Origin of the sequence: Flavobacterium sp. TSSA_36, from assembly GCF_051547165.1 — a bacterium.
Lineage (GTDB): Bacteria > Bacteroidota > Bacteroidia > Flavobacteriales > Flavobacteriaceae > Flavobacterium.
On the sequence record NZ_JBPTTP010000003.1, the window covers coordinates 535,031 to 558,535 of the forward strand.

General features: G+C 36.1%; 24 protein-coding genes. 14 read left to right on the plus strand and 10 right to left on the minus strand.

Features of this window, described 5'->3' with window-relative positions; translation table 11 throughout:
• Nucleotides 1-100 precede the first annotated feature (100 nt).
• Together ACSVH7_RS08920 and ACSVH7_RS08925 are read left to right on the plus strand one after the other, a co-directional pair.
• Nucleotides 101-934 (plus strand): hypothetical protein, encoded by an 834-nt coding sequence (locus ACSVH7_RS08920; protein ID WP_438066362.1) that lies wholly within the window; start codon nt 101-103, stop codon nt 932-934.
• Between the two features lie 107 nt (nt 935-1,041).
• The gene (locus tag ACSVH7_RS08925; RefSeq protein WP_438066363.1) at nt 1,042-1,473 is read left to right on the plus strand and encodes a DUF2721 domain-containing protein; all 432 of its coding nucleotides are present in this window, start codon (nt 1,042-1,044) and stop codon (nt 1,471-1,473) included.
• Here the strand turns inward: ACSVH7_RS08925 and ACSVH7_RS08930 are convergent.
• The 4 genes from ACSVH7_RS08930 to ACSVH7_RS08945 are packed head-to-tail and all read right to left on the minus strand — an operon-like array spanning nt 1,446 to nt 4,505.
• Nucleotides 1,446-2,408, minus strand: a complete 963-nt coding sequence (locus ACSVH7_RS08930) for a sodium-dependent bicarbonate transport family permease (RefSeq protein WP_438066364.1) — start codon at nt 2,406-2,408, stop codon at nt 1,446-1,448. The two genes, ACSVH7_RS08925 and ACSVH7_RS08930, sit on opposite strands and share 28 nt — an antisense overlap.
• A 17-nt stretch (nt 2,409-2,425) precedes the next feature.
• Nucleotides 2,426-3,382, minus strand: coding sequence for an L-threonylcarbamoyladenylate synthase (locus tag ACSVH7_RS08935; protein WP_438066365.1), 957 nt, complete (start codon nt 3,380-3,382; stop codon nt 2,426-2,428).
• A 3-nt stretch (nt 3,383-3,385) separates the two neighbouring features.
• Complete coding sequence (locus ACSVH7_RS08940; protein WP_438066366.1) at nt 3,386-4,243, minus strand: DUF6671 family protein; 858 nt, start codon at nt 4,241-4,243, stop codon at nt 3,386-3,388.
• On the minus strand, nt 4,221-4,505 hold the full coding sequence (locus ACSVH7_RS08945) for a hypothetical protein (protein ID WP_438066367.1): 285 nt from the start codon (nt 4,503-4,505) through the stop codon (nt 4,221-4,223). Before ACSVH7_RS08945 ends, ACSVH7_RS08940 begins: the two co-directional genes overlap by 23 nt.
• 113 nt (nt 4,506-4,618) lie before the next feature.
• On the opposite strand from ACSVH7_RS08945, the gene ACSVH7_RS08950 reads away from it, so the two are divergent.
• From ACSVH7_RS08950 to ACSVH7_RS08990, 9 genes are all read left to right on the plus strand, one after another.
• The gene (locus ACSVH7_RS08950) at nt 4,619-5,542 is read left to right on the plus strand and encodes a LysR family transcriptional regulator (RefSeq protein WP_438066368.1); all 924 of its coding nucleotides are present in this window, start codon (nt 4,619-4,621) and stop codon (nt 5,540-5,542) included.
• 182 nt (nt 5,543-5,724) lie between these two features.
• Entirely contained in the window at nt 5,725-6,618 is an 894-nt protein-coding gene (locus ACSVH7_RS08955; protein WP_438066369.1) for an EamA family transporter, read from the plus strand.
• Between the two features lie 72 nt (nt 6,619-6,690).
• Nucleotides 6,691-7,044, plus strand: coding sequence for a DoxX family protein (locus tag ACSVH7_RS08960; RefSeq protein WP_438066370.1), 354 nt, complete (start codon nt 6,691-6,693; stop codon nt 7,042-7,044).
• A gap of 53 nt (nt 7,045-7,097) precedes the next feature.
• Nucleotides 7,098-7,805 carry an aquaporin Z gene (gene aqpZ, locus ACSVH7_RS08965; protein WP_438066371.1) on the plus strand — a complete coding sequence of 236 codons (708 nt, stop codon included), beginning with the start codon at nt 7,098-7,100 and terminating at the stop codon, nt 7,803-7,805.
• A gap of 64 nt (nt 7,806-7,869) precedes the next feature.
• Nucleotides 7,870-8,472 (plus strand): alpha-ketoglutarate-dependent dioxygenase AlkB family protein, encoded by a 603-nt coding sequence (locus ACSVH7_RS08970; RefSeq protein ID WP_438066372.1) that lies wholly within the window; start codon nt 7,870-7,872, stop codon nt 8,470-8,472.
• 13 nt (nt 8,473-8,485) lie between these two features.
• Nucleotides 8,486-9,313 carry a sterol desaturase family protein gene (locus tag ACSVH7_RS08975; protein WP_438066373.1) on the plus strand — a complete coding sequence of 276 codons (828 nt, stop codon included), beginning with the start codon at nt 8,486-8,488 and terminating at the stop codon, nt 9,311-9,313.
• Nucleotides 9,314-9,430: 117 nt separating this feature from the next.
• Nucleotides 9,431-9,709 carry a DUF2805 domain-containing protein gene (locus tag ACSVH7_RS08980; RefSeq protein ID WP_438066374.1) on the plus strand — a complete coding sequence of 93 codons (279 nt, stop codon included), beginning with the start codon at nt 9,431-9,433 and terminating at the stop codon, nt 9,707-9,709.
• Between the two features lie 105 nt (nt 9,710-9,814).
• Nucleotides 9,815-11,674 carry a peptidase M61 gene (locus tag ACSVH7_RS08985; RefSeq protein ID WP_438066375.1) on the plus strand — a complete coding sequence of 620 codons (1,860 nt, stop codon included), beginning with the start codon at nt 9,815-9,817 and terminating at the stop codon, nt 11,672-11,674.
• A 121-nt stretch (nt 11,675-11,795) separates the two neighbouring features.
• A complete protein-coding gene (locus tag ACSVH7_RS08990) occupies nt 11,796-12,518 on the plus strand; it encodes a DUF4369 domain-containing protein (protein ID WP_438066376.1) in 723 nt (240 codons plus the stop codon).
• A 131-nt stretch (nt 12,519-12,649) separates the two neighbouring features.
• Here ACSVH7_RS08990 and carB read toward each other — a convergent pair whose 3' ends face one another.
• Together carB and rpmH are read right to left on the minus strand one after the other, a co-directional pair.
• Nucleotides 12,650-15,502, minus strand: coding sequence for a carbamoyl-phosphate synthase large subunit (carB, locus tag ACSVH7_RS08995; protein WP_438066377.1), 2,853 nt, complete (start codon nt 15,500-15,502; stop codon nt 12,650-12,652).
• Between the two features lie 123 nt (nt 15,503-15,625).
• The gene (gene rpmH / locus ACSVH7_RS09000; RefSeq protein ID WP_008464848.1) at nt 15,626-15,787 is read right to left on the minus strand and encodes a 50S ribosomal protein L34; all 162 of its coding nucleotides are present in this window, start codon (nt 15,785-15,787) and stop codon (nt 15,626-15,628) included.
• Nucleotides 15,788-15,954: 167 nt separating this feature from the next.
• Between rpmH and ACSVH7_RS09005 the strand changes: the two genes are divergently transcribed.
• Entirely contained in the window at nt 15,955-16,470 is a 516-nt protein-coding gene (locus tag ACSVH7_RS09005; protein ID WP_438066378.1) for a DUF2892 domain-containing protein, read from the plus strand.
• Nucleotides 16,471-16,525: 55 nt separating this feature from the next.
• On the opposite strand, the gene ACSVH7_RS09010 is transcribed toward ACSVH7_RS09005, so the two are convergent.
• The 4 genes from ACSVH7_RS09010 to ACSVH7_RS09025 form a co-directional block, all read right to left on the minus strand.
• Nucleotides 16,526-17,191 carry an alpha/beta fold hydrolase gene (locus tag ACSVH7_RS09010; RefSeq protein ID WP_438066379.1) on the minus strand — a complete coding sequence of 222 codons (666 nt, stop codon included), beginning with the start codon at nt 17,189-17,191 and terminating at the stop codon, nt 16,526-16,528.
• Nucleotides 17,192-17,436: 245 nt separating this feature from the next.
• Complete coding sequence (locus ACSVH7_RS09015) at nt 17,437-17,946, minus strand: hypothetical protein (RefSeq protein ID WP_438066380.1); 510 nt, start codon at nt 17,944-17,946, stop codon at nt 17,437-17,439.
• A 261-nt stretch (nt 17,947-18,207) separates the two neighbouring features.
• Nucleotides 18,208-19,533 carry an amidohydrolase family protein gene (locus ACSVH7_RS09020; protein ID WP_438066381.1) on the minus strand — a complete coding sequence of 442 codons (1,326 nt, stop codon included), beginning with the start codon at nt 19,531-19,533 and terminating at the stop codon, nt 18,208-18,210.
• Between the two features lie 533 nt (nt 19,534-20,066).
• Nucleotides 20,067-22,190 (minus strand): M3 family metallopeptidase, encoded by a 2,124-nt coding sequence (locus ACSVH7_RS09025; protein WP_438066382.1) that lies wholly within the window; start codon nt 22,188-22,190, stop codon nt 20,067-20,069.
• Nucleotides 22,191-22,352: 162 nt separating this feature from the next.
• On the opposite strand from ACSVH7_RS09025, the gene ACSVH7_RS09030 reads away from it, so the two are divergent.
• Nucleotides 22,353-22,823 (plus strand): DUF1569 domain-containing protein, encoded by a 471-nt coding sequence (locus ACSVH7_RS09030; protein WP_438066383.1) that lies wholly within the window; start codon nt 22,353-22,355, stop codon nt 22,821-22,823.
• Nucleotides 22,824-22,854: 31 nt separating this feature from the next.
• On the plus strand, nt 22,855-23,502 hold the full coding sequence (locus tag ACSVH7_RS09035; RefSeq protein WP_438066384.1) for a DNA/RNA non-specific endonuclease: 648 nt from the start codon (nt 22,855-22,857) through the stop codon (nt 23,500-23,502).
• The last annotated feature ends 3 nt before the right edge of the window (nt 23,503-23,505 follow it).

Sequence of the window (23,505 nt, forward strand, 5' to 3'; positions counted from 1 at the left end):
AAATAAAAAAAGGTCAGCAATTTATTTTGCTGACCTTTTTTTTGTGCTTCCAATTGATTTACTATTTTTGGCACACCTTAATCCTAAATCTCAACCTATTATGAAAAACTTAAAAACCACATTTTGTGCTTTGTTCAGCATGTCCGTGCTCTTCAATTCTTGTAGCAAAGACGAAGTAGTAAAAGCGACTGACACCAATTCAATTGTAGCATCTGCAACTATTGATGGAATTAACGAATTGGATTTCCAAACCGGCACCCAAGTAACCTTTGAAAATGCTTTATCAAAATCAACTCAGAAGTCATACGCAAACACTTTAGTGGGAGCTTGTGCGGCAATTTCAATTGATAACGTAAGCCCTACTATTTTTCCAAAAGTAATCACCGTCGATTTTGGAACGGGCTGCACAGTCAACAATATTACTCGCAAAGGCAAATTAAAAATAACACTATCGGGATTGGTTAGCACTCCCAAATCTACGATGAAGATTGAACGAGAAAATTATTTTGTAAATGGCATGAAAATAGAAGGTACTATTGTTTATGTAAATGAAACTACTACCCCAAATGTGCCACAATGGAGCCGAACGATAACTAACGGAAAGCTTACGCATGTAGACGGAACCATCTATTACAATTCTGGAACACATACAATTAAACAAACCGAAGGTGTCGCAACCCCATTACTTATTACAGACAACACCTATGAAATGGTTTCTGGCAACCATGAAGTTAGCACCGAAAATGGAACTAAAGTAACCCTAAGCGTAATCGAGCCATTAGTAAAAAAATACAGCTGTAGTTATATTTCTAAAGGAAAATTAAAAGTAAAAAGTACGTTGCTAAACGGAACGATTGATTATGGCAATGGCGATTGTGACAACAAATTAACCTTTACTCACGAAAATGGTTTGGTCTTTAATTTAACCCTCTAAGGCGTAAACTTATTTTTATAATTGAAAAAAAACTTCGTTTGAACAATACAAACGAAGTTTTTTTTTGTGATACTACCAAAGTTATCCGACCTTTGTAAAAAAAGACGATGACACTTCAAATCGAAACTCCAGCCCTTTTGTTTTCCGCAACATCTTTGATTTTATTGGCTTATACGAATCGGTTTTTAACTTTGGCCACCATCATTCGTGGATTAAAAAAAGCCTACAAAGAGAAGGAAAACAGTATGATTTTATTAGAACTCAAGAATCTAAACCTCCGTTTGACACTCATACGCTATATGCAAATGGCAGGAGTCATGAGTTTGTTTCTATCTGTTTTTGCCATGTTGCTTTTGTACCTTGACCAACAAACTGCTGGAATTTACATGTTTGGTTTTAGTCTTTTATCTTTGCTCATTTCATTAGGATTGTCCTTTTGGGAAATCAACATATCGGTGGATGCTTTGCGATTACATTTAAGCGATTTAACCCATAAAGAGAAAATCAAAGATTATCCTGCCATTACTATGGACAAATAAATAGGCATACCGAAAGTAATATTGAAGGGAAAAGTGACGGCCAATGCCATCGGCAAGAAAATACCAGGATTCGCTTTTGGAACCGCAATTTTCATAGCGGCAGGAACGGCAATGTAAGAAGCGCTTGAGGCTAACACCGCAAAAATAAATCGATTCCCAATATCTTCTGTAACCCATTGACTTAAGTAAGCAACCAAACTTCCATTGAATAAAGGGATGAGGATTGCAAAAAGAAAACTGAACCAGCCACTTTTAAAGAAATCGCCCAATTTCCTTCCACTAACAATTCCCATATCTAAAAGAAAAATGGCTAAAAATCCTTTAAAAATATCCGTAGTAAATGGTTTGATTCCCAAAGCCGCTTTGTCACTGGCCAGTAAACCTATAATCAAACTTCCGATGATCAAGAGTACACTTCCATTGGTAAAAGAATGTTTTACAATAGGACCTATTTGGCTGGGACTCTCTTTATCTTTGGTATACATTTGAATCAAAATCACTCCAACAATAATCGCAGGTGCTTCCATTAAAGCCATAACCGCAACCATATGGCCACTGAAATCAAGTGCTTGCATTTCTAAAAAAGAAATTGCAGTGACAAAAGTAACGGCACTTACCGAGCCATAAGCGGCGGCTATTGCACCTGAATTTTCAATACTGAATTTTCTTTTTAGTATAAAAAAAGTATAAAATGGGATAATTATTGACACACTCATTCCAAATAAAACGGCCCACAAAATTGCTAATGAAAAATCACTATGCGCCAATTCCTGACCTCCTTTGAAACCTATAGAGAATAGCAAATACAGGGAAATGAACTTGGATGTATTTTTAGGAATTTCTAAATCACTTTTGAGATATACCGCAATAATACCTAATAAAAAAAAGAGTAACGCTGGATTGGTAATGTTTTCGATTAATAAATCTAAATTCATATGGATGGTTTTAAAGTTTAAAGTACTGATGCTCTTTGCAATTTGTCATTGATTGCTATCCCTATGCCCGTATGAGGCGCTTTTTCTACAAGAATCACCTCTATGGGTTGCGAATCTAATGCATGCAGTGCTGCATACAATCGATTTGCAGCTTCGGCCAAGTTGCCTTGACTTGACAACACTTCTTGATGAACTATAGCCGGATTTTGATATCGTTTGCAAAAGGACATCACCCCCACTCGTTTGTCACTATAGTCCAAAAGTGACTTTGCCATATCTGATGTGAGAATGGTTGGGGTAGTCGGAGCATAATGTTTAGATAACATTCCCGGAGCTATCGGAGCCACATCATCTTTGGTAAACACTGATAGTTTTCCAACACTATTTTCAATAGCCTCAATGGGGATTGCTCCGGCACGATACAAAATGGGAGATTCACCGTCAAAACCTATGATGGTTGATTCAATCCCATTGATACAAGGCCCTCCATCGAGAACAAATAATGTTTTAGCATCAAAATAAGTGGCAACATGAGCGGCTGTGGTTGGACTTATGGATCCAAAAGGATTCGCACTTGGGGCCGCCAAAGGATAGTCCAACTGCTCCAAAAGAGCCAATGTAAGCGGATGATTGGGTACACGAACGGCGACCGTATCTTTTCCGGCAGTGATCAAATCTGAAATGTTTTTTTGTTTCTTTAACACTAAGGTTAAGGGGCCTGGCCAGAAAGCTTCGGCTAATACCCGCGCCTTTTCAGGAATTTCGATGGCCACTTTCTCTACTTCGCTGTAGGATTTCAAATGAACAATTAAAGGGTTATAATAAGGACGTTTCTTACGTTTGAAAATTTTTCGAATCGCAGTTTCGCTATAAATATTGCCGGCCAAACCATACACCGTTTCTGTAGGTATAGCAACATTCTCTGACTCATTTAAGATACGAACTGCTTTTTCAATATCTGGATTATTATTCATGATTTATGGATTACAATAATTACAAAAACCGGGGTCTTCTGTTTTCTTTTGATGAGGATACAAAACTTCTTTAGTAAATTCACATTTTCTGCAGCAATATACTAGACTCAATATGGAGTCCGTTGGGATGCCACACCATGAACAAGGTAACCCAGACTTAACGCTTTCTATTGAAAAGCCAGGACTTTGACAGGCTGGACACAAAGACTGTACCTGCTGTACTAAATGTTTGGTTGCTGTTCCAATAATTCCCATTCGGGTGGGATTATACAAAGCTCTCATGTCAGTCTCAACAAAAACAGTTTCATAGTTAGATTTCAAACGATGAAACGCCGCCAACAAAACTTCAGGCGAAGTTATTCCTTTAACCATTTCTTCAACGACACCTTGAGCGGGTCGAAGAATCAGACCATGGCTAGGAAATTGAACTTGTGAGGCAAAATCCCAAAGTGCGGCTTCTGAAGCAATGGAAATTCCAGAAAAATTAGTTGCAAAACTCACATGACGTCCGATAATTTCTAGCTGGTGTACTCGATCCATCAACACTACTATTTCGTCATCAGCGGACGCAAAATAAGCGGAAGGATGTGGTCCGAAAGATCCCTCAGAGGCAACCACTAGATCACAATCTGTAACTGCAATTGCCGTCAAACATTTTTGACGCGCAGCAGTTAATGCATCTGAAACTCTAGCTTGTTCACCAGAAAAGGTTCCAAAATCATCGGTATTAAAATCTTCAGGAACACGACAGATTACCCCTAGACTTTCTTCTAAAATGGGCGCCATTACTTGCTCTTTATGATGCATTGTTGCAATCACAAGCTGACGTCCTTCAAAACTATTTAATGCTGTGTAACTCAATGTTAATTTGGCTAGTAATTTTTAACTGTAATCCATTTTCCTCTGCTTTTTCTAGTAAATCCTGAATCCACAATTGTACTTGTTGCAATTCTTCAATTCTTTTTTGGGAGAATGCATCCTTTTTATTAAATCTGATTTCGTTACTAAAATGCTCTAAAGAATGGTAATTAATTTTATTATTAAGTAGAGGGAATAACACTTTAGCCGCTCCTACCGGAGTAAACTCCCCATCGATTAACTGAAATTGATATTTATTTTTCATAAAAAATGGTAGTTACATTAAAGTTGACATGATCATTCTTTCCACTGCAAAATTGGAGAATTCCATTTATTAATTTTTATTTATATTTGTAATAAACATCATAAAAATTATTTATGAATTATACACTCCATCAATTACACGTATTTCTGAGAGTTGCCCAATGTCAAAGCATCACAAAAGCGGCTGAAGAACTGCATTTAACACAACCCGCGGTTTCAATCCAACTTAAAAATTTTCAAGATCAATTTGAAATTCCACTAACAGAAATCATAGGTAGAAAACTTTATGTTACTGATTTTGGAAATGAAATTGCGGTAGCTGCTGAAAAAATCATCAACGAAGTGCACGCCATCAATTATAAAATGCAAGCCTTTCAGGGAAAACTAAGCGGAAGGCTTAAAATTTCAATCGTCTCTACAGGCAAATACATTATGCCCTATTTTCTGGCTGATTTCCTAAAACTGCATCCCGATGTAGAATTAATTTTGGATGTTACTAATAAATCAAAAGTCATTAAAAGTTTAGAAAAGAATGAAGTCGATTTTTCACTGGTTTCCATTTTGCCAGAAACGCTAAAAATCAACAGAATTGAGTTAATGTCCAACCAATTATTCTTAGTTTCAAATACTTCAACTGAATTTTCTGAAAAAATATATGAGAAAAACATACTTGAGAATATTCCAATTATTTTAAGAGAAAAAGGATCCGGTACTCGGCAAACGATGGAACAATTCATGCTTATCAATAATTTGAATGTAAAGAAAAAGCTCGAGCTAACCAGTAACGAAGCAGTCAAACAAGCGGTCATTGCCGGATTAGGTTGTTCCATTATGCCTCTAATCGGGATAAAAAATGAAATCTCAACTGGGAATCTTAAAATAATCCCTGTTCGCGGTTTACCTATTCAATCCACTTGGAATTTAATTTGGCAAAAAAACAAGAATTTTTCTCCAATCGCCAAGGCATATCTTGCGTTTTTAGAGGAATACAAGCAAGAAATAATCAAGAATAAGTTTGACTGGATTCAATCCTACTGATTTTGAAATAAGTCCAACCCAAATAGTACAATAGCAATCTGATCATAAAGAATTAAAAAGGGATAAATTAGTGTACTGCAGGTTAAAAACTCATAACTACAATTGAACTGATTATAACACAATTGTAACATTTTTTTTAAAAAAAATAGATTACCTTTGCCCGCTTTTTAAAAATTAAAAAAATGATAAAAAATCAAGTATTAAAAGGGGTTTTCTTAGTAGCCTTTGGCGCTTCTAGCTATGGTATGTTGGCTACTTTTGTAAAAATGGCTTATGATGAAGGCTATTCTACTCCTGAGGTAACCTCAGCACAATTTATACTAGGAATACTTGGCATGCTTATCATTAATTTTTTTCAAAAAAGAACGGCTACTACACCAATAGTTAAAGCTTCTTCAAAAAACATCATTCAATTAATTGCAGCAGGGACTTCACTAGGAATGACGAGTGTTTTCTACTATTTAGCCGTAAAATACATCCCGGTTTCTATTGCTATTGTGCTCTTGATGCAAACCGTTTGGATGGGGGTTGTGGTAGAAATGGCTTTGACTAAAAAACTTCCCACTCTAAAAAAAATGGTCGCTGTATGCATTGTTTTAACTGGGACCATATTAGCTACAAATGTTATGGAAACCTCCACTACCCTAGATTGGAGAGGGATGGTCTTAGGTCTTTTGGCAGCTTCTTCATTTACCGCTACCATGTTTACTGCCAATCATATTGCCAATCATATCTCCTCAGCACAACGTAGTTTGTACATGCTTCTAGGGGGCGCTATTATTGTATTTACATTTGGTTTTTTCACCCAAGTAGGTCCCTTTCAAATGGGAATATTCTTCAAATGGGGAATTGTTTTAGCACTTTTCGGGACGATTATCCCACCCTTATTAATGAATGCAGGCTTTCCATTAACCGGCATCGGATTGGGAAGTATTGTTTCAGCCATAGAATTACCCGTTTCCGTAACGATGGCTTACATGCTTTTAAATGAAAAAGTAAATGCTATCCAATGGGCTGGAATCCTTTTAATAATTTTAGCCATTGTCATCATGAATACGGCATCTTCAAAAAAATAAATTTCTCAAATTATTCACATTTTCATTATTTTATTGTTAATTTTTATCTAAATTCGTAACAAACAACTTGTTATGAATCTACCTTGGCATTTGTATGTGATGGCTTTGCTGTATTTTGTAGCAGGGATGAATCATTTTAGAACCCCAAGAGTATATCAAAAAATCATACCTCGGTATTTACCAAACCCAATTCTGCTGAATCAACTAAGTGGAGGAATTGAAATTATACTAAGCATAGCTTTAGTTATTCCAACAACTTCAACCTTTGCCGCTTGGGGCATCATTTTACTTTTACTAGCCGTTTTCCCTACACATATTTTTATGTTAACCACACCAGAAGCGAGCATGGGGCTTCCTAAATGGTTGTTGTACCTGCGCTTACCCTTACAATTTCTACTGATGTATTGGGCTTACAACTATACCTAACAAACAATTAAGAATTCATTACAAACTAGTAACCCTATAAAAACTAAATACTCATGAAAAAACTATTTGCAGAATTTTTTGGAACCTTTTGGCTTGTTTTTGGAGGATGTGGTAGCGCATTATTTGCTGCGGGAATTCCCAACTTAGGCATTGGCTTTGCTGGAGTTTCTCTAGCTTTTGGATTAACAGTACTAACAATGGCTTACGCCGTAGGTCACATTTCCGGAGGGCATTTCAATCCTGCGGTATCTTTCGGTTTATGGGCTGGCGGGCGTTTTTCTGCTAAAGATTTGGTTCCTTATATCATTGCTCAATGTGTAGGTGCTATCGCTGCGGCGGGAACACTATTTACGATTGCTTCTGGAAAAGTGGGCTTCATAATCGACAATACCAAAGCTGGAGCTTTTGCTTCAAATGGTTTTGGTGCTTTCTCTCCTGATGGCTACTCTATGCAAGCAGCATTTATCGCTGAATTTGTGCTAACCCTATTTTTTTTATTAGTCATTCTTGGAGCTACTGATAAATTTGCCAATGGTAAATTTGCAGGTGTAGCCATTGGTTTAGCACTGACTTTAATTCACTTAATCAGCATTCCAATTACAAATACTTCTGTCAATCCGGCTCGTTCGTTATCACAAGCAATTTTTGTGGGAGGAGAACCTTTGGGGCAAGTGTGGCTATTTTGGGTAGCTCCAATTTTAGGTGCAATTGCGGCAGGGTTTATCTATAAAAATCTACTACAAGACCACTCCGAGGCATAATATAATTTTTATCAAAAGAGAAAAAGAACCTCCTTCATGTTCTTTTTCTCTTTACTTTTACCCTATGAAATCTCTCTTTAACGCTGAGCCCATTGTTTTTGAAGTACCCGATGCCACAATTATTTATGCCCCCAATTTCTTTTCATCAGAAGAGGCCGATTTGCTTTTTACCGCTTTAGAAAAAGAAATTCCCTGGCAGCAAGACGATATTAAAGTCTATGGAAAAGTCCATAAACAACCGCGACTCACCGCTCTTTTTGGCCATGAAGAAAAACCATATTCTTACGCTAACATTAAAATGCATCCCCATAAATGGTCTCCCCTTTTATTACCCATTAAAGAAAAAGTAGAAAAAGCATCAGAAACCATTTTCTCTACCGTTCTACTCAATTATTATCGCGATGGCAAAGACAGCAACGGTTGGCATGCGGATAATGAAAAAGAATTAGGTACCAATCCTACCATTGCTTCGGTAAGTTTTGGAGCAGAAAGAATTTTTCAATTAAAACACAATCACATTCCACATCAAAAATTAAATATACCTTTAGCGCATGGAAGTTTATTGCTAATGAAAGGGACTACACAACATTTCTGGAAACATCAAATTCCAAAAACCACCAAAATAATAGGCCCCAGAATCAATCTTACTTTTAGAATTATCCATTAACCACCCACCTGATATGAATGAAATTATTACTTATTTTACAACAATTCCCCCAGCACACCGAAGTTTCATCTTAGTTGGAGGTATCACTGTTTTTTGGTTGATTGAAAATGCTTTCCCACTTTTTAATTTCAATTATAAAAAATGGCATCATGCTGGAATCAATATTTTTTTTACGCTAACTACCATAATTATCAACTTTAGTTTGGCCTATTTTTTACTAAAAACTGCCCAGTGGACCGTTGAAAAAAAATTCGGAATACTTGCATTACTCCCAGGAATACCGCTTTGGCTCTACACGATTATTGGATTGCTTTTGTTAGATTTAATTGGAGCATATTTAGTACACCTCATTGAACATCGTGCAAAAATATTGTGGCGTTTTCACCTCATCCATCATACCGATACCTGGATCGACACTACTACTGCCAACAGACATCATCCTGGCGAAAGCGTCATTCGTTTTGCCTTTACTTTATTAGGTGTTTTTATTGTAGGAAGTCCAATGTGGATGGTTTTTTTATACCAAACTCTCTCCGTGGTGGCTACACAATTCAATCATGCCAACATCGCATTGCCCCAAAAACTAGACACTTTTTTGAGCTATTTCATAGTATCTCCCGACATGCATAAGGTACATCATCATTATAAACTTCCTTATACGGATAGTAATTACGGGAATATTTTTTCGGTTTGGGATCGATTATTTGGTACATTCAAAACCTTATCACGAGAAGAAATAACATACGGAATTGATACGCATCAAGAGCCAAAAGAACACAATGTTGTTAAAAATTTATTAAACATCCCATTTCAAAAGCACCGGTCACCGGAAATAGAATAAGGATAAAAAAAATATAGCTATTTCAATTGAAGTAATTCTTTTTTTTATTAATATTGAAATATAGTTAGAGAACTATTTATTAATCATTAACACCTATTTTGAATTAATTTTCAAGTGATGAAAAAGAGTAACCGCAAAGAATTAAACTGGGAACAAACAGAAAAGCTTGTGACATTGGCCTTAGAAGAAAGAAACCCTTTTGAAATAATAAAAAAAGAATTTGGCCTTTCTGAAAAAGAAGTTTTAGAAATAATGAAAAAGAAAATGACCACTGAGAAATTCGAAATGTGGAAAAAGAAAGCTATCGCTACCAAGCCAAAACCAAAACCTCTAAAAATAGATGATTTTGACGAGGATTTAGACGGTAAATATTACATTAAAAACAAATTAGATTAAATCCTATACTTAACTCCTGAAACATCAGGAGTTTTTTTTTATACAAAACCCTCCAATCTTGTAACAATTACAGCCTTACACCGACTAATTCACAAAATTTTATTTATGAAAAAAATCTTAGCAACCTTAGCTTTTGCTTCGCTATTTCTTAGCTGTAAAACAGCTATTTCGCCTGCAACAAAAAACAATGCCGAAGTAAAAGTAAGCATCAATCTTACGGATGTAAAAGAAGACAAAGTTCAAGTTACCGTTTTCGCTCCAAAAACCAACCAAGATCAGGTCACCTATAGTATCCCAAAAATCATCCCTGGAACCTACTCTAATGACAATTATGGTCGCTTCATTGAGGAGCTAAAAGCCTATGATTCCAAAGGAAACTTACTTCCCATTACCAAGACAGACGACAACACTTGGTCCATTCAAACAGCCAAAAAATTAAGTAAAATCACCTATTTAGTCAATGACAGTTTTGATACCGAAAAAGGGAGTGATTTTGGTCAAGGCGATGTGTTTTCACCAGCCGGAACGAACATTGAGGCTGGAACTAATTTCATGGTAAATATGCATGGTTTTGTAGGCTATTTTCAAGATAAAAAAGAAGTACCTTATCGAGTAACCATCACCCATCCTGAAACACTTTGGGGCGCTACCTCAATGACTGACTTAGATGCAAAAAACACTACTGATGAATTTGTAGTGTCGCGTTATGGCGAATTGGTAGAAAATCCTGTAATGTATTCCAAACCAGATTACACTACTTTTAATGTAGATGGAATGGACATTACCATTGCTGTTTTTTCTCCTAATGGAAAAATAACCGCCGAAAGCATTACCCCTGAAATGAAAAAAATGATGATTGCTCAAAAAACATTTTTAGGAAAAATCAATGCGAATAAAAAATATACAGTCCTCTTGTACTTATCAAGCATGAAACCCAATGATGCTAAAGGTTTTGGAGCTTTAGAACATCCAACTTCTACCACAGTAGTAATGCCTGAAACCATTCCGCTACCTATGCTACAAGAACAAATGAAAGATGTAGTCTCTCATGAATTTTTTCATATTGTAACTCCACTGACTATTCACTCTAAAGAAATTCAATATTTTGATTACAACAATCCCAAAATGTCAGAACATTTATGGCTATATGAGGGCGTAACGGAATATTTTGCTAATTTATTCCAAATCAATCAAGGGCTAATTTCAGAAGAAGAGTTTTACACGCGTATCAATGAAAAAATAGCGCAAGCCAATAGCATGAACGACACCATGCCCTTTACAACCATGAGTGCCAACGTGCTTGAGGAGCCCTACAAAACCCAATACTTAAATGTCTATCAAAAAGGAGCACTTATCGGCATGTGTATCGACTTAATCATTCGTGAAAAATCAGAAGGAAAACGGGGTATACTAGATTTAATGCACCAACTTTCTTTAGAATACGGCGTAACCAAACCTTTCGAAGACAAAGAGTTATTTGAAAAAATCGTGAGTCTAACTTACCCCGAAGTCGGGGAATTCCTCACTACTTATGTATCGGGACCTACTCCAATTCCGTATGCTACTTTTTTATCGAAAGTGGGCGTAGGAACAAGCAAAACAAAAGTAGCTGAAAATGTTTTCGTAAAAGGACAAAATCCATACATCAATATCAATCCCCAAACGAGCGAAGTTTTTGTCTTGCCAAATATTGAATTGAATGCCTTTTTTACAAAATTAAAGCTGCAAGGAGGCGATGTTATTGTATCCATTAACAACGAACCTTTTACCAAAGACAATATCTTTGAAATCGTAACTAAAAGTCAAGAATGGAAAGAAAATGATCCCATCACTTTAAAAATTAAACGAAACGGAAAAGAAGAAATAATCAATGGAAACATAGCGCTTTCCTATGAAGAAAAAGAAACGTTTAGTGCACAAGACGCCTCGAAAAAAAATTTAAAAGAAGCTTGGTTAAAAGGATAAACCCTTTTTCTTAAGCGGAAAATCCCAATTTAGCAATAGATTGGGATTTTTTTATTTTAAAAGAAGAGTTAGTACAAGAATTCAACATTTTTCTTTATTTTGCGGCAAATTAAAAATCAAAATGAAAAAAACTATTTTAGCATGTATAGCCCTTGCTACCCTTATGGCGTGTTCTAAAAAAGAAACGACCACTGACCTACATTTAACCGGAAACATTGTTGGCCTGAAAGAAGGAACGCTGTATATCCAACGCTTAAAAGACACCACACTCATAACCGTTGATTCAATCAAAATAAATGGGGATTCAAAATTTGAAACCACCCTTCCCTTAGCCTCACCTGAAATGTTTTATTTATCATTAAATCGAGGTGTTTCCAATTCCTTAGATAATAATTTGATTTTCTTTGCTGAGCCAGGAAATATCAACATAGAAACTAATCTGGACCAATTTTCTTATGGTGCCAAAGTTACCGGTTCTGTAAATCATGATTTGTTTGAAGAGTTCAAAAAAATTAACAATCAATTTAAAGACGAAAACTTAACCATAATTGAACAAAAATTCAAAGCGACCAAATTCAATAATCTCAAAAAATTAGATAGCCTAATCATCAAGGAAGAATCTAACATCAAAAGAAGATATCTTTATGCTACTAATTTCGCTATCAATCATAAAGATCACGAAATTGCTCCCTACATTGCTTTATCAGAAATTTACGATATTAATATCAAATTTTTGGACACCATTCAAAAATCAATGACTCCAAAAGTAGCACAATCGATGTATGGAAAAAAATTGACTACGTTTGTCAATAACATAAAAAAGGAAGAAGGCGCTCAACAATAATAAAGTAAAAAGAAAAAGCAACACCCCAAAGCAATCCTTGTTTTGGGGTGTTTTTTTGTGGCAAATCCTTTGAAAAAATGTGCATAAAAAAAGCCCCTAAATCGGGGCTTTCTATATCGTAACTTCAAATTTTATTTACTCAAGTACATTTTTCTTCTAGAATACAATTCATAGAATTGGTCGTCTTTCAAGTCATCAATAAACAAAATGCTCTCTCCAGTAGATTTCATTTCTGGTCCTAACGCTTTGTTTACATTTTTAAACTTACTAAATGAGAAAACGGGTTGCTTGATGGCATATCCTTTTAACTGTGGATTGAAATCAAAATCAGTTACTTTCTTTTCTCCAAGCATCACCTTTGTAGCGTAATTCACGTAAGGCTCACCATAAGCTTTTGCAATGAATGGCACCGTTCTAGAAGCTCTAGGGTTCGCTTCGATGATGTAAACCATATCATCTTTTATCGCAAACTGAATATTGATCAATCCTACCGTTTTCAATGCCAAGGCAATTTTCTTAGTATGATCTTTAATTTGTTGCATTACAAATTCTCCCAAATTAAAAGGAGGCAAAGTAGCATTACTATCACCTGAGTGTACTCCACAAGGCTCAATGTGCTCCATAATTCCTATGATATACACATTTTCACCATCACAAATCGCATCCGCTTCAGCTTCAATAGCTCCTGCTAGGTAATGATCTAACAGTAATTTATTACCAGGAATAGACTTCAACAAGTTAATTACGTGTTCTTCTAATTCTTGTTTGTTGATTACGATTTTCATTCCTTGACCACCCAACACATAAGAGGGACGTATCAACAATGGGAAATCTAATTTATCCGCTAAAGCCGAAGCTTCATCAGCAGTTTCTGCAATTCCAAACTGAGGGAAAGGAATTTCTAATTCGGTCAAAAGATCAGAGAAACGTCCTCTATCTTCTGCTAAATCCAAAGCTTCAAAACTAGTTCCAATAATTTTTATACCATATTTAGATAGTTTTTCAGCTAATTTCAAAGCTGTTTGTCCACCTAACTGCACGATAACACCTTCTGGTTTTTCGTGCTTGATGATATCATAAATATGTTCCCAGAAAACAGGTTCAAAATACAATTTATCAGCCGTGTCAAAATCGGTAGAAACCGTTTCTGGATTGCAATTGATCATAATGGTTTCGTAACCACACTCTTTTGCTGCTAAAACACCATGTACACAAGAGTAATCAAATTCAATTCCTTGCCCAATTCGGTTCGGTCCAGACCCAAGAACGACAATTTTCTTTTTATCGGTTACTATACTTTCGTTATCAACATAACGCTCTCCATTGGCTTTTTGAATTTCGGCCTCAAAAGTTGAGTAGTAATATGGTGTTTGTGCTTTAAACTCAGCCGCACAAGTATCTACTAATTTGAATACACGGTTGATGTTCATTTTTTCTCTCAACTCATGCACTTGACTTTCCAAACAACCCATCATATGAGCAATTTGTCTGTCGGCAAATCCTTTTTGCTTAGCTTCGAGTAGCAATTCTCTTGACAAAGTATCTACTTTATAGTTAGAAATTTCTTTTTCTAAGCTATAAAGTTCTTCGTATTGTTTTAAGAACCACATATCGATTTTGGTAATTTCGTGAATACGACTCAACGGAATTCCCATCGCAATAGCATCATAAATTACGAAAACACGGTCCCAACTAGCAAACGTTAGTTTCTCGATAATTTGCTCGTAATTGGTATACCCTTTTCCGTCAGCACCTAATCCATTACGTTTGATTTCTAATGACTGAGTGGCTTTGTGTAATGCTTCTTGAAACGAACGTCCAATTCCCATTACCTCACCTACAGATTTCATTTGAAGTCCTAATGTTCTATCAGAACCTTCGAATTTATCAAAATTCCAACGCGGTATTTTTACAATTACATAGTCCAAAGTTGGCTCAAATAAAGCCGATGTAGATTTTGTAATTTGATTTTGTAATTCATCTAAATTGTAGCCTAAAGCTAGTTTTGATGCAATTTTAGCAATTGGATATCCCGTAGCTTTAGAAGCCAAAGCAGAAGAACGAGAAACACGAGGGTTAATCTCGATGGCAACAATATCCTCATTTTCATCAGGAGAAACCGCAAACTGTACGTTACAACCTCCAGCAAAATTTCCGATAGAACGCATCATTAAGATGGCCATATCACGCATTTTTTGGAAAGTCATGTCCGATAAAGTCATTGCTGGAGCAACTGTAATTGAGTCTCCCGTGTGGATTCCCATAGGATCCATGTTCTCGATGGAACAAATGATCACTACGTTGTCATTTTTATCTCTTAAAAGCTCCAACTCATATTCTTTCCAACCTAATAGCGCTTTATCAATCAATACTTCGTGAATTGGTGACATTTCTAAACCATAGGTTAGTTTTTCGTCAAATTCTTCTTTAGTATGCACAAAAGCAGCTCCAGTTCCGCCTAAGGTAAACGATGGACGAATTACTAACGGAAAACCAAACTCTTGAGCAATTTCTTTACCTTCTAAAAAAGAAGTAGCTGTTTTAGCAGGTGCCGTTGGGACATTTATTTTCTGAAGCAATTGCTTGAACTGCTCTCTATCTTCGGTAATATTGATGGCGTTCACATCAACGCCAATCATTCTTACATTAAAATCATTCCAGATTCCTTTTTCGTCTGCCTCTAAACAAAGATTCAAAGCTGTTTGTCCACCCATTGTTGGCAAAACCGCATCAATTTGCGGATGCTCTTTAAGAATTTCAATGATCGATTTTGTAGTTAAAGGCTTTAGATAAACGTGGTCCGCCATAGAAGGATCTGTCATAATCGTGGCAGGATTCGAGTTGATCAAAATTACTTCAATTCCCTCTTCTCGAATAGAACGTGCTGACTGTGACCCTGCGTAATCAAATTCACAAGCTTGCCCAATTACAATGGGACCAGAACCAATAATTAAAACGGATTTTATGGATGTGTCTTTTGGCATTTTATATAAATTGTGGAGTTATTGTACTTATTCCTAGTAAATTAATCTACGCAAGTCGCGTTTGGGTATAAAAAAAGGCGATACTAATAAAAAGTAACGCCTTATGTGATGTTTACGAACACATTATTTTTTGTGTCTAGGTTCGCTAGAAACAGTTAATTTATGTCTTCCTTTAGCTCTTCTACGCGCTAGAACCTTTCTTCCATTCGCAGACGCCATTCTGTCCATAAATCCGTGTTTATTTCTTCTTTTTCTTTTCGATGGTTGAAATGTTCTTTTGCTCATTGCTTTGTATCTTTAAAATAGTAATTTATATATCTAACTTGTTTTGGCTTGACCCTTATTCTAAAACCGAGTGCAAATATACAAAGACTTTTTTTTCTAGCAAGTAGTTTTATAAAAATATTTTTAATTCCTTTTACTATCTTTGCAATCTAAATTTAACCCCTATTATGTTTCACAGAAATATCAAACTGATCTTAGCCGCATTGCTCATTATTGCAGGCATTTGGCAATTTACTGAATCCAATATTGGGAATGGAATTTTCCTATTATTCCTTACAGCGATTCCAATTTTCCTTTATTACAAAAACGAATTTATCTTACTCGCTTTTCTAAAACTAAGAAAACAAGACTTTGTAGGCGCCCAAAAATGGTTGGCATACATCAAAAACCCTGAAACAGCTCTAGTACAAAAACAACAAGGATACTTCAATTATTTGCACGGGATTATGGTTTCTCAAACCAATATTAACCAAGCAGAAAAGTTTTTCAAAAAAGCAATTGAATTAGGGCTTTCCATGGATATGGACTTAGCCGTTGCTAAACTAAATCTGGCCGGTATCGCTTTGTCTAGAAGAAGGAAATTAGAAGCGACCAACTTATTAAATGAAGCCAAAAAACTGGACAAACAAAATATGTTGAAAGACCAAATTAAACTGATGAAAGATCAGATGAAAAAAATTTAATGATCCTCTGTAAAAACAGAAAGGCGATTGATTCTAAACAAGTCAATCGCCTTTTTTATTTTTTTCCATGTAGTATTATTTCTGGTAAATGTTCATTTAACCAACGGAATCGAAACAAAATCATGGCGTGATTTCCACCCGGCACTACAATGTAATTTGAAAGATACTTCACCGGAAAAACATCGTCCTGATCACCATGAATATGAATAACATTGGCATCTACCACCGTTCTTTCCCAAAGTATTATTTGCTCAATTGCCCAATCTAAATACCCAATATCGCGCACAGACAAGAATTTTTCATATAATTTGAGTCGGCTTTTGATTTTATCTCCAAAGGAAAACTTCGCCAAATTTTCAACATTTAAAATCAAACTCGTTGGAATTAATTTATAGGCTTTTGTGGTTTTTGCTACTTTCATTCGTCGCGGAAATTCCAAATTTGATTTCACACTCGAAATAATAATTACCCTAAATGGTTTCAAAAAAGTGGCCATTTCTTGCACTAAAATACCCCCAAAAGAAACTCCTATGAGTACTGGATTGGGGTGCTCAACTTTTAAGGACATTCGTCTTGCATAATTTACCAACGTTTCTTCTGGCAAAGGAATTTCCCACTCTAACAAAATGACTTCAAAAGTTTCTTTAGACAAATCAATTCGTTCAAAAATGGACGAACTTGCTGCTAAACCAGGCATGCAATAAACGGGAATTTTCTTCATTTTACAACAACAAAATCTAAATTGAATTACGAATATACCTGTTTTTATTTAGAGCTCTATTGGTTTTCGTGTGGAAGACAATATATTTTAACTAACAAGAAAATTTGTTTTTTGCATCTACTAAAATGCAGCTTAATTTTTAACCATTAAATTATTAAGGTAAATTAAGCCTCATAAATCTTACTTATTTTAATAAACTTAATGGTTTACCTTCTTCCGGTTGCCTTTTGATGGCAGGAATAATTTTATTTATTTTGGCTATTCACACAAAATCCAATGGAACCTTTTTTTTTATCCTTTTTTTTTATCCTTTCCTTGGCTTCCTCAGATATTGCGAGAGATGACTTTCGATGGAGAACCTTTATATATTCTTGTTTTCGGAAACGCATAGCACTCCAATCTTCATCAATAGCAACCATTCTAACGGTTTCAAAACCCAAATCTCCTAGAACAGTCCAGCCATTATCTCTATTGAATTCGCATTTGTATTTTTTGGAAGTCCCTTTTGGATAACAAAACCATAGCACTGCATCTCCATTTAACTTGGAATATATCGCATTTATAGCCGATGCTATTTCTTGCAATCGTGTCACAAAAAATAGAGCAAAATCTATCGTTACAATTTCTCGTTCTTCTGTATAAAAAATCGTTGCGTCCTTCATTAACTCCATTTCTGTTTGAAAAGAATCAGGTGCATTACCAATCAAAACGGCAGATTGATTTTTAAAATTTAATTTTTTAAACAAAGGAGTCATAGCATCAAGATTACAACTTGCAATTTATAAATTTAGATGACAATCACAAAGACTGCACTCAAAAAGCGTTTGCAAACTTTGTTATGTAAACAAAAACTCACAACCACAACCCGTTTGACTGACAATAAACTCAAAAAAAACAAAATGCGAAAATGAAGGAAATCAATTAGCACCACCCTACAACTTTTACTATTTACCTCATTTTTTTTGTCAGTGATCTCCATTAAAAACACAAACGATAGAAAACAAGAATAGCTACTACTATAATTGAGAAAGTTTGTTTTTATAAATCTTCCCGTCTTTCATTATCAAAACAAAGTTATTTTCATAATTTTCTAACACTTGAATTTCTTTCATTGGGTCACCTTTTACCACTAATAAATCCGCATAAGCCCCTTCTTCTATTACCCCCAGCTTTTTGGGATAGGGATTTCGAGGCCCACTCATCGCTAATAATTCAGCATTAGTTGATGTGGCCATTTTTAAAATTTCATAAGGAGTATACCATTTTAAAAGTTTTGTCAAATTAGTGGCTCTGCTAGCGGCGTGTTTAGGTTGAAAGAGACAATCGGTGCCAAAAGCGGTTTTTATGCCTAATTTTTTAGCTAATCCATAAGCGACTTCGGTTCCTTTCATCATTGTTTGTTGTTTGATTCGGTTAGGAGATCCTTCGGGGAAGGCACTTTCTCCTTCGTCAACAAAGGGCTGAAGGCTCAACCAAGTTTTTTTTTCTGCTACCATTTTTGCGGTGGCCTCATCTATAAGTTGGGCATGATCAATACAGCGCACACCTGCTCTCAAAGCCGTTTGAATGGCTCTTGGCGTGTAAGCATGAACGGTGACATAAGTCCCCCAATTTTCGGCGGCATCTACTGCTGCTTTCATTTCGGCTTCTGTATATTCTGAGACATCTAAGGGGTCATAATTTGAGGAAACACCACCACCCGCAGCTAATTTGATTTGAGTAGCTCCTAATCGAAGTTGTTCTCGTGTTCGTTTTAGTACTTCATCAGGACCGTCTGCCAGAATTCCAAAATTGAATCGCTCAGTAAAATCCAAATGTGCTGAAGCATCTCTTGGAACAGCATTCACCGACAGAAAATCGCCATGTCCGGCAGTTTGTGAAATCATAGCTCCCGAAGGATAGATTCGCGGTCCCACCATTAATCCACGATCAATGGCTTTTTGAAGTCCGAAAGCGGGTCCTGATAAATCTCTAAAAGTGGTAAATCCCTGCATTAAGTCTTTTTCTGCAGCTTTTACGGCATTGACGGTAATAAATTCGATGTCGTTATTTAACAACTCCATAATGGTCAGTGATTCCATCATAATATGCGTATGTGCATCAATAAGTCCAGGCATTAAAAACGCTCCTTTCCCATCAATTATCTCAGTGTTTTCGTTGGGAATTACTGCTATTGGACTGGACGAAATTTTGGAGATTAAATTGTCAACAATGAGTAAGTTTCCGCTGGTGACTTTTTCGTCTTTGCCATTAAATATGCGCACATTATTGATGACTATTGATTTTTGTGCTAACAAACTAGTGGCTATTATAGCAAAAAAGAGGGTTGCTACTGCTTTCATAGAATATATTTTTATGTTAATCGAATAAAGATACAAAAGAATATAATTGAAAATCAGCAAAATACAAACAACAAAGCATTAAATTCTAGCTTGTTTTTTTTTCCAAAATAGAACTATTGATCACTATCTAGCCCCGACAGAAGGGATAAACCTTGTGAGCCGGGGTTCGGCTTACAAGTTTAGGAATGATGGCGGGAACGATGCTGGCAAATAAAGCCTATTCATTCGCTCCTGATTCAAGTTTTCTCCACTAAACTACTATGAACTGCAAGGCTACAGCTTTGGTTTGACAGATTGAAAGTCTGAAAGTTGGACTATCATTTAACCGCAGATTACTTCGTCTATTCGATTCGCTCGGGTTGCAAATTATTATCATTAGTACTCTTTTAAAATCTGCGATTCTGCAGTGTGATTTTTTTAGGAGCTGAAGGGAGATGCACTGAAAGTGCGTAGTTTTAAACACTATTTGAAACTAATAAAAATGGCATTCTCGTACAAGAATGCCATGGATAGTATGATGGAATCTAACCCAATTATTTAGTCAATCCCGCATTTTTTAGATAGGGCTCAATCTTCATGTCGTGACCGATGAATTCTTTGAAAGCTTTATTCAAATCTACACTGTTCCCTACAGACAAAATGTATTTCACAAAACGATCGCAATTTTTTCGAGTCATTCCGCCATTGGCTTGAAACCAATCGTAAGCGTTATAATCTAAGGTTTTAGACCAAGTGTAAGCATAGTATCCTGCAGAATAACCACCTCCCCAAATGTGAGCAAAGTAAGGAGAATGATAGCGAGTAGGCACTTCATTCACTAACAAACCATATTTTTGCAAAGCTTCTTTTTCAAACACTAAAGTAGGTTTAAAATCCGACTCTTTTTCTACACTATGCCAAGCCATATCTAGTGTTGCGGCAGCCAACAATTCGGTTACCACATAGCCTTTATTGAAAGTATCTGCTTTTTTGATTTTATCAATCAACTCTTGTGGAATTGCTTGTTTGGTTTGGTAATGCACTGCGTAATTTTTCAAAACCGTTGGGTCTAAAGCAGCGTGTTCGTTGATTTGCGACGGAAACTCTACATAATCTCTCGGTACAGCCGTTCCAGAAAGTGTTACATATTTTTGGTTCGCAAACAATCCGTGTAAGGTGTGTCCAAACTCGTGAAATAATGTCGTTACATCATCAAAACTAATCAAAGATGGATTACCATTAACTGGTTTTGCAAAATTATACACATTGACAATGACTGGTTTTTGATTTAAATAATGCGATTGATTCACCAAATTACTCATCCAAGCGCCACCATTTTTATTGTCTCTCGCATAAAAATCCAAATAGTAAATCGCGATTGAAGTCCCTTTATCATTGAAAACCTCATACACTTTTACATCAGGATTGTACACTGGTAAATCATTTCTTTCTTTAAAAGTCAGCCCATACATTTGTTTTGCTGCAAAAAAGACTCCTTTTTCCAGCACTGACCCGATTTCAAAATACGGCTTGATTTGACTTTCGTCCAAATCGTACTTGGCTTTACGCACTTGCTCAGAGTAGAAATCCCAATCCCAAGGTTCTAATTTAAAACCTCCATTTTGCGCATCAATTAAGGCTTGAATATCTCTGGCTTCTTCATTGGCTTTGGCTACAGCTGGTTTTGCGATTTTGGCTAACAAATCCATTGCAGGCGCTGGAGTTTGTGCCATTTGGTCTTGCAATTTCCACTCGGCGAAACTCTTTTTACCCATCAATTGTGCTTTTTGCAAACGCAATTTGGCCATTTTTTCAAGGGTTTCACGAGTATCTCCTTCGTCTCCTTTTTCGGCGCGATACCAAGAAGCTTTGAAAACCTTCTCTCTAGACACACGATTGGTCAAACTCATCAAAACGGGTTGTTGCGTGGTATTGATAATCGCAATCATATATTTCCCGTCTTGTCCTGCTGCGGTGGCATTGGCTTTCGCAGCTGCAATTTCATCAGCACTCAAACCTGCCAAATCTGAAGCCGCATCAAAAAATACAGCAGCATTTTTACGAGCAGTTAATAATTTATTGCTGTATAAAGTACTCAAGGTAGCCAACTCCTCGTTGATCTTTTTCATTTTTTCTTTATCGGCTTCCGAAAGATTAGCTCCTGCTAATTCGAATTGTTGCAAGTAGTATTCGGTTAGTTTTTTATCTTCTCCCTTTAAACCAGACAATGGAATGCTTTTGATGCGGTTATACAATGTACTGTTCAAGTAAATTTTGTCGTTATGCGCCGAAAAAATTGGCGCATATTCTGCTTCAATCGCCTGAAGTGTTGGATTAGTGTTCGACCCCGAAAGATTATAAAAAACTCCTGTAGCTCTTCCTAAATCTACGCCACAAGTTTCTAGCGCTAAAACGGTATTCTCGAACGTAGGTTTTGCCGTATTATTCGTGATTTTCTCAATTTCGGCATCGTGTACTTTTAAACCATAGTCAAAAGCTGGTTTAAAATGTTCGTCTTTAATTTTATCAAAAGGTGGCGTTTGGTACTGTAAAGTACTGCGTTGCAAAAGAGGATTGTTCATAGGAGCAGTAGTGTTTTGGGCATTCACGTTCTCGACTAGCAGCGTACTGAACAACAAAAGACAGCCCGCACTAGCTATTTTTGAAAAAGAATTCATATTGAAAAATTTACAAATTATTAGGTTTTAAAAGTACTAAAAAAAACAGTATTGCAGACAAAAGTTCCTTTTATTGACAAAACATCAACCTTACACCAAAACACCTTAAAAGCAATTGACTGAATGTAAAACATCTAAATATTGTAAGCGAAAGACTTATATTTGTTACAACCTAATACCAAAGAACTTATGCCTTCTATTTACAGTACTTCCGATAATGCAATTTTAATCGAGAGAATTCAGAATTTAAGTGCCAATTCTACTCCGCTTTGGGGCAAGATGAGTGTAGATCAAATGTATGAACACTGTATTGCTGCCATAAATGTAGCGTTTGGAAAACAAGATTTAAAAATAAGTTTTCCTATGCGTTTGTTGGGACGATTATTGAAAAACAAAGCTTTTAACAGTGACTTTGGAAAAAATAGTCCCACGGCAAAAGAATTCCGTATCACTACCCATTCTGATTTTGAAAAAAGCCGAGCACAACTTATAGCTTGTGTTCAAGAATTCACTAAAGGAACTTCGGTCATCACAATAATGCATCATCCGTTTTGGGGAAAGATGAGTTTTGAGGATTGGGACAAACTGATGTACAGACACTTGGATCATCATTTGAGACAGTTTGGGGTATAATACCGATTCCTAACTCTAAAAAAATATTTACATGTCAATTATTCGGCACAATCATTTTTTTTTATCCTATTCAGAAGAACACGAACAAGCAGAGTGGGCCGCTTACTATCTTAGCACAAACAACCTGAGCAAACATGATTTTAAACGCCCCTATTTCAAGCAAGATCCACTGATAACAACGGATTCCGCTCATTGGAATAATTACAAAGACACCGGATTTGACAAAGGTCATCTAGTCCCTGCTGCTGACATGCGTTTTTCTGAAGAAGCTTACAAAGAAACCTTTTACACCTCGAATGTAGCACCACAAAATAGAGAATTCAATGCAGGAATCTGGAACCGTTTAGAACAAAAAATACGGTATTGGGCAGAGAAACACCAAGCTCTTTTCGTAGTAACCGGAGGTATTTTACACGATCATTTGAAAACAATTGGCGAAGAAGAAGTGGCTGTTCCCGACTATTTTTATAAAATACTTGTTAGAGTACAACAAGACACTTTGGTCATGATTTCGTTTTTAGTGCCCAATGAAAAATCAGACGCTGCATTATACCATTTTGCAACAACAATCGATAAAATAGAAGCAATTACAGGCATCCCTTTCAACGAAAAGATTACAGAAAAAGTAGAAGAAAAAATACAAAAAGAACTAACCTACAAGGAATGGAGCTTTATTTAATTT

Excerpts from the sequence above, each read along its gene's own strand:
- ACSVH7_RS08920 (WP_438066362.1), top strand. The coding sequence starts at position 101 with ATGAAAAACTTAAAAACCACATTTTGTGCTTTGTTCAGCATGTCCGTG.
- ACSVH7_RS08925 (WP_438066363.1), top strand. The coding sequence starts at position 1,042 with ATGACACTTCAAATCGAAACTCCAGCCCTTTTGTTTTCCGCAACATCT.
- ACSVH7_RS08930 (WP_438066364.1), bottom strand. The coding sequence starts at position 2,408 with ATGAATTTAGATTTATTAATCGAAAACATTACCAATCCAGCGTTACTC.
- ACSVH7_RS08935 (WP_438066365.1), bottom strand. The coding sequence starts at position 3,382 with ATGAATAATAATCCAGATATTGAAAAAGCAGTTCGTATCTTAAATGAG.
- ACSVH7_RS08945 (WP_438066367.1), bottom strand. The coding sequence starts at position 4,505 with ATGAAAAATAAATATCAATTTCAGTTAATCGATGGGGAGTTTACTCCG.
- ACSVH7_RS08950 (WP_438066368.1), top strand. The coding sequence starts at position 4,619 with ATGAATTATACACTCCATCAATTACACGTATTTCTGAGAGTTGCCCAA.
- ACSVH7_RS08955 (WP_438066369.1), top strand. The coding sequence starts at position 5,725 with ATGATAAAAAATCAAGTATTAAAAGGGGTTTTCTTAGTAGCCTTTGGC.
- ACSVH7_RS08960 (WP_438066370.1), top strand. The coding sequence starts at position 6,691 with ATGAATCTACCTTGGCATTTGTATGTGATGGCTTTGCTGTATTTTGTA.
- aqpZ (WP_438066371.1), top strand. The coding sequence starts at position 7,098 with ATGAAAAAACTATTTGCAGAATTTTTTGGAACCTTTTGGCTTGTTTTT.
- ACSVH7_RS08970 (WP_438066372.1), top strand. The coding sequence starts at position 7,870 with ATGAAATCTCTCTTTAACGCTGAGCCCATTGTTTTTGAAGTACCCGAT.
- ACSVH7_RS08975 (WP_438066373.1), top strand. The coding sequence starts at position 8,486 with ATGAATGAAATTATTACTTATTTTACAACAATTCCCCCAGCACACCGA.
- ACSVH7_RS08980 (WP_438066374.1), top strand. The coding sequence starts at position 9,431 with ATGAAAAAGAGTAACCGCAAAGAATTAAACTGGGAACAAACAGAAAAG.
- ACSVH7_RS08985 (WP_438066375.1), top strand. The coding sequence starts at position 9,815 with ATGAAAAAAATCTTAGCAACCTTAGCTTTTGCTTCGCTATTTCTTAGC.
- ACSVH7_RS08990 (WP_438066376.1), top strand. The coding sequence starts at position 11,796 with ATGAAAAAAACTATTTTAGCATGTATAGCCCTTGCTACCCTTATGGCG.
- carB (WP_438066377.1), bottom strand. The coding sequence starts at position 15,502 with ATGCCAAAAGACACATCCATAAAATCCGTTTTAATTATTGGTTCTGGT.
- rpmH (WP_008464848.1), bottom strand. The coding sequence starts at position 15,787 with ATGAGCAAAAGAACATTTCAACCATCGAAAAGAAAAAGAAGAAATAAA.
- ACSVH7_RS09005 (WP_438066378.1), top strand. The coding sequence starts at position 15,955 with ATGTTTCACAGAAATATCAAACTGATCTTAGCCGCATTGCTCATTATT.
- ACSVH7_RS09010 (WP_438066379.1), bottom strand. The coding sequence starts at position 17,191 with ATGAAGAAAATTCCCGTTTATTGCATGCCTGGTTTAGCAGCAAGTTCG.
- ACSVH7_RS09015 (WP_438066380.1), bottom strand. The coding sequence starts at position 17,946 with ATGACTCCTTTGTTTAAAAAATTAAATTTTAAAAATCAATCTGCCGTT.
- ACSVH7_RS09020 (WP_438066381.1), bottom strand. The coding sequence starts at position 19,533 with ATGAAAGCAGTAGCAACCCTCTTTTTTGCTATAATAGCCACTAGTTTG.
- ACSVH7_RS09025 (WP_438066382.1), bottom strand. The coding sequence starts at position 22,190 with ATGAATTCTTTTTCAAAAATAGCTAGTGCGGGCTGTCTTTTGTTGTTC.
- ACSVH7_RS09035 (WP_438066384.1), top strand. The coding sequence starts at position 22,855 with ATGTCAATTATTCGGCACAATCATTTTTTTTTATCCTATTCAGAAGAA.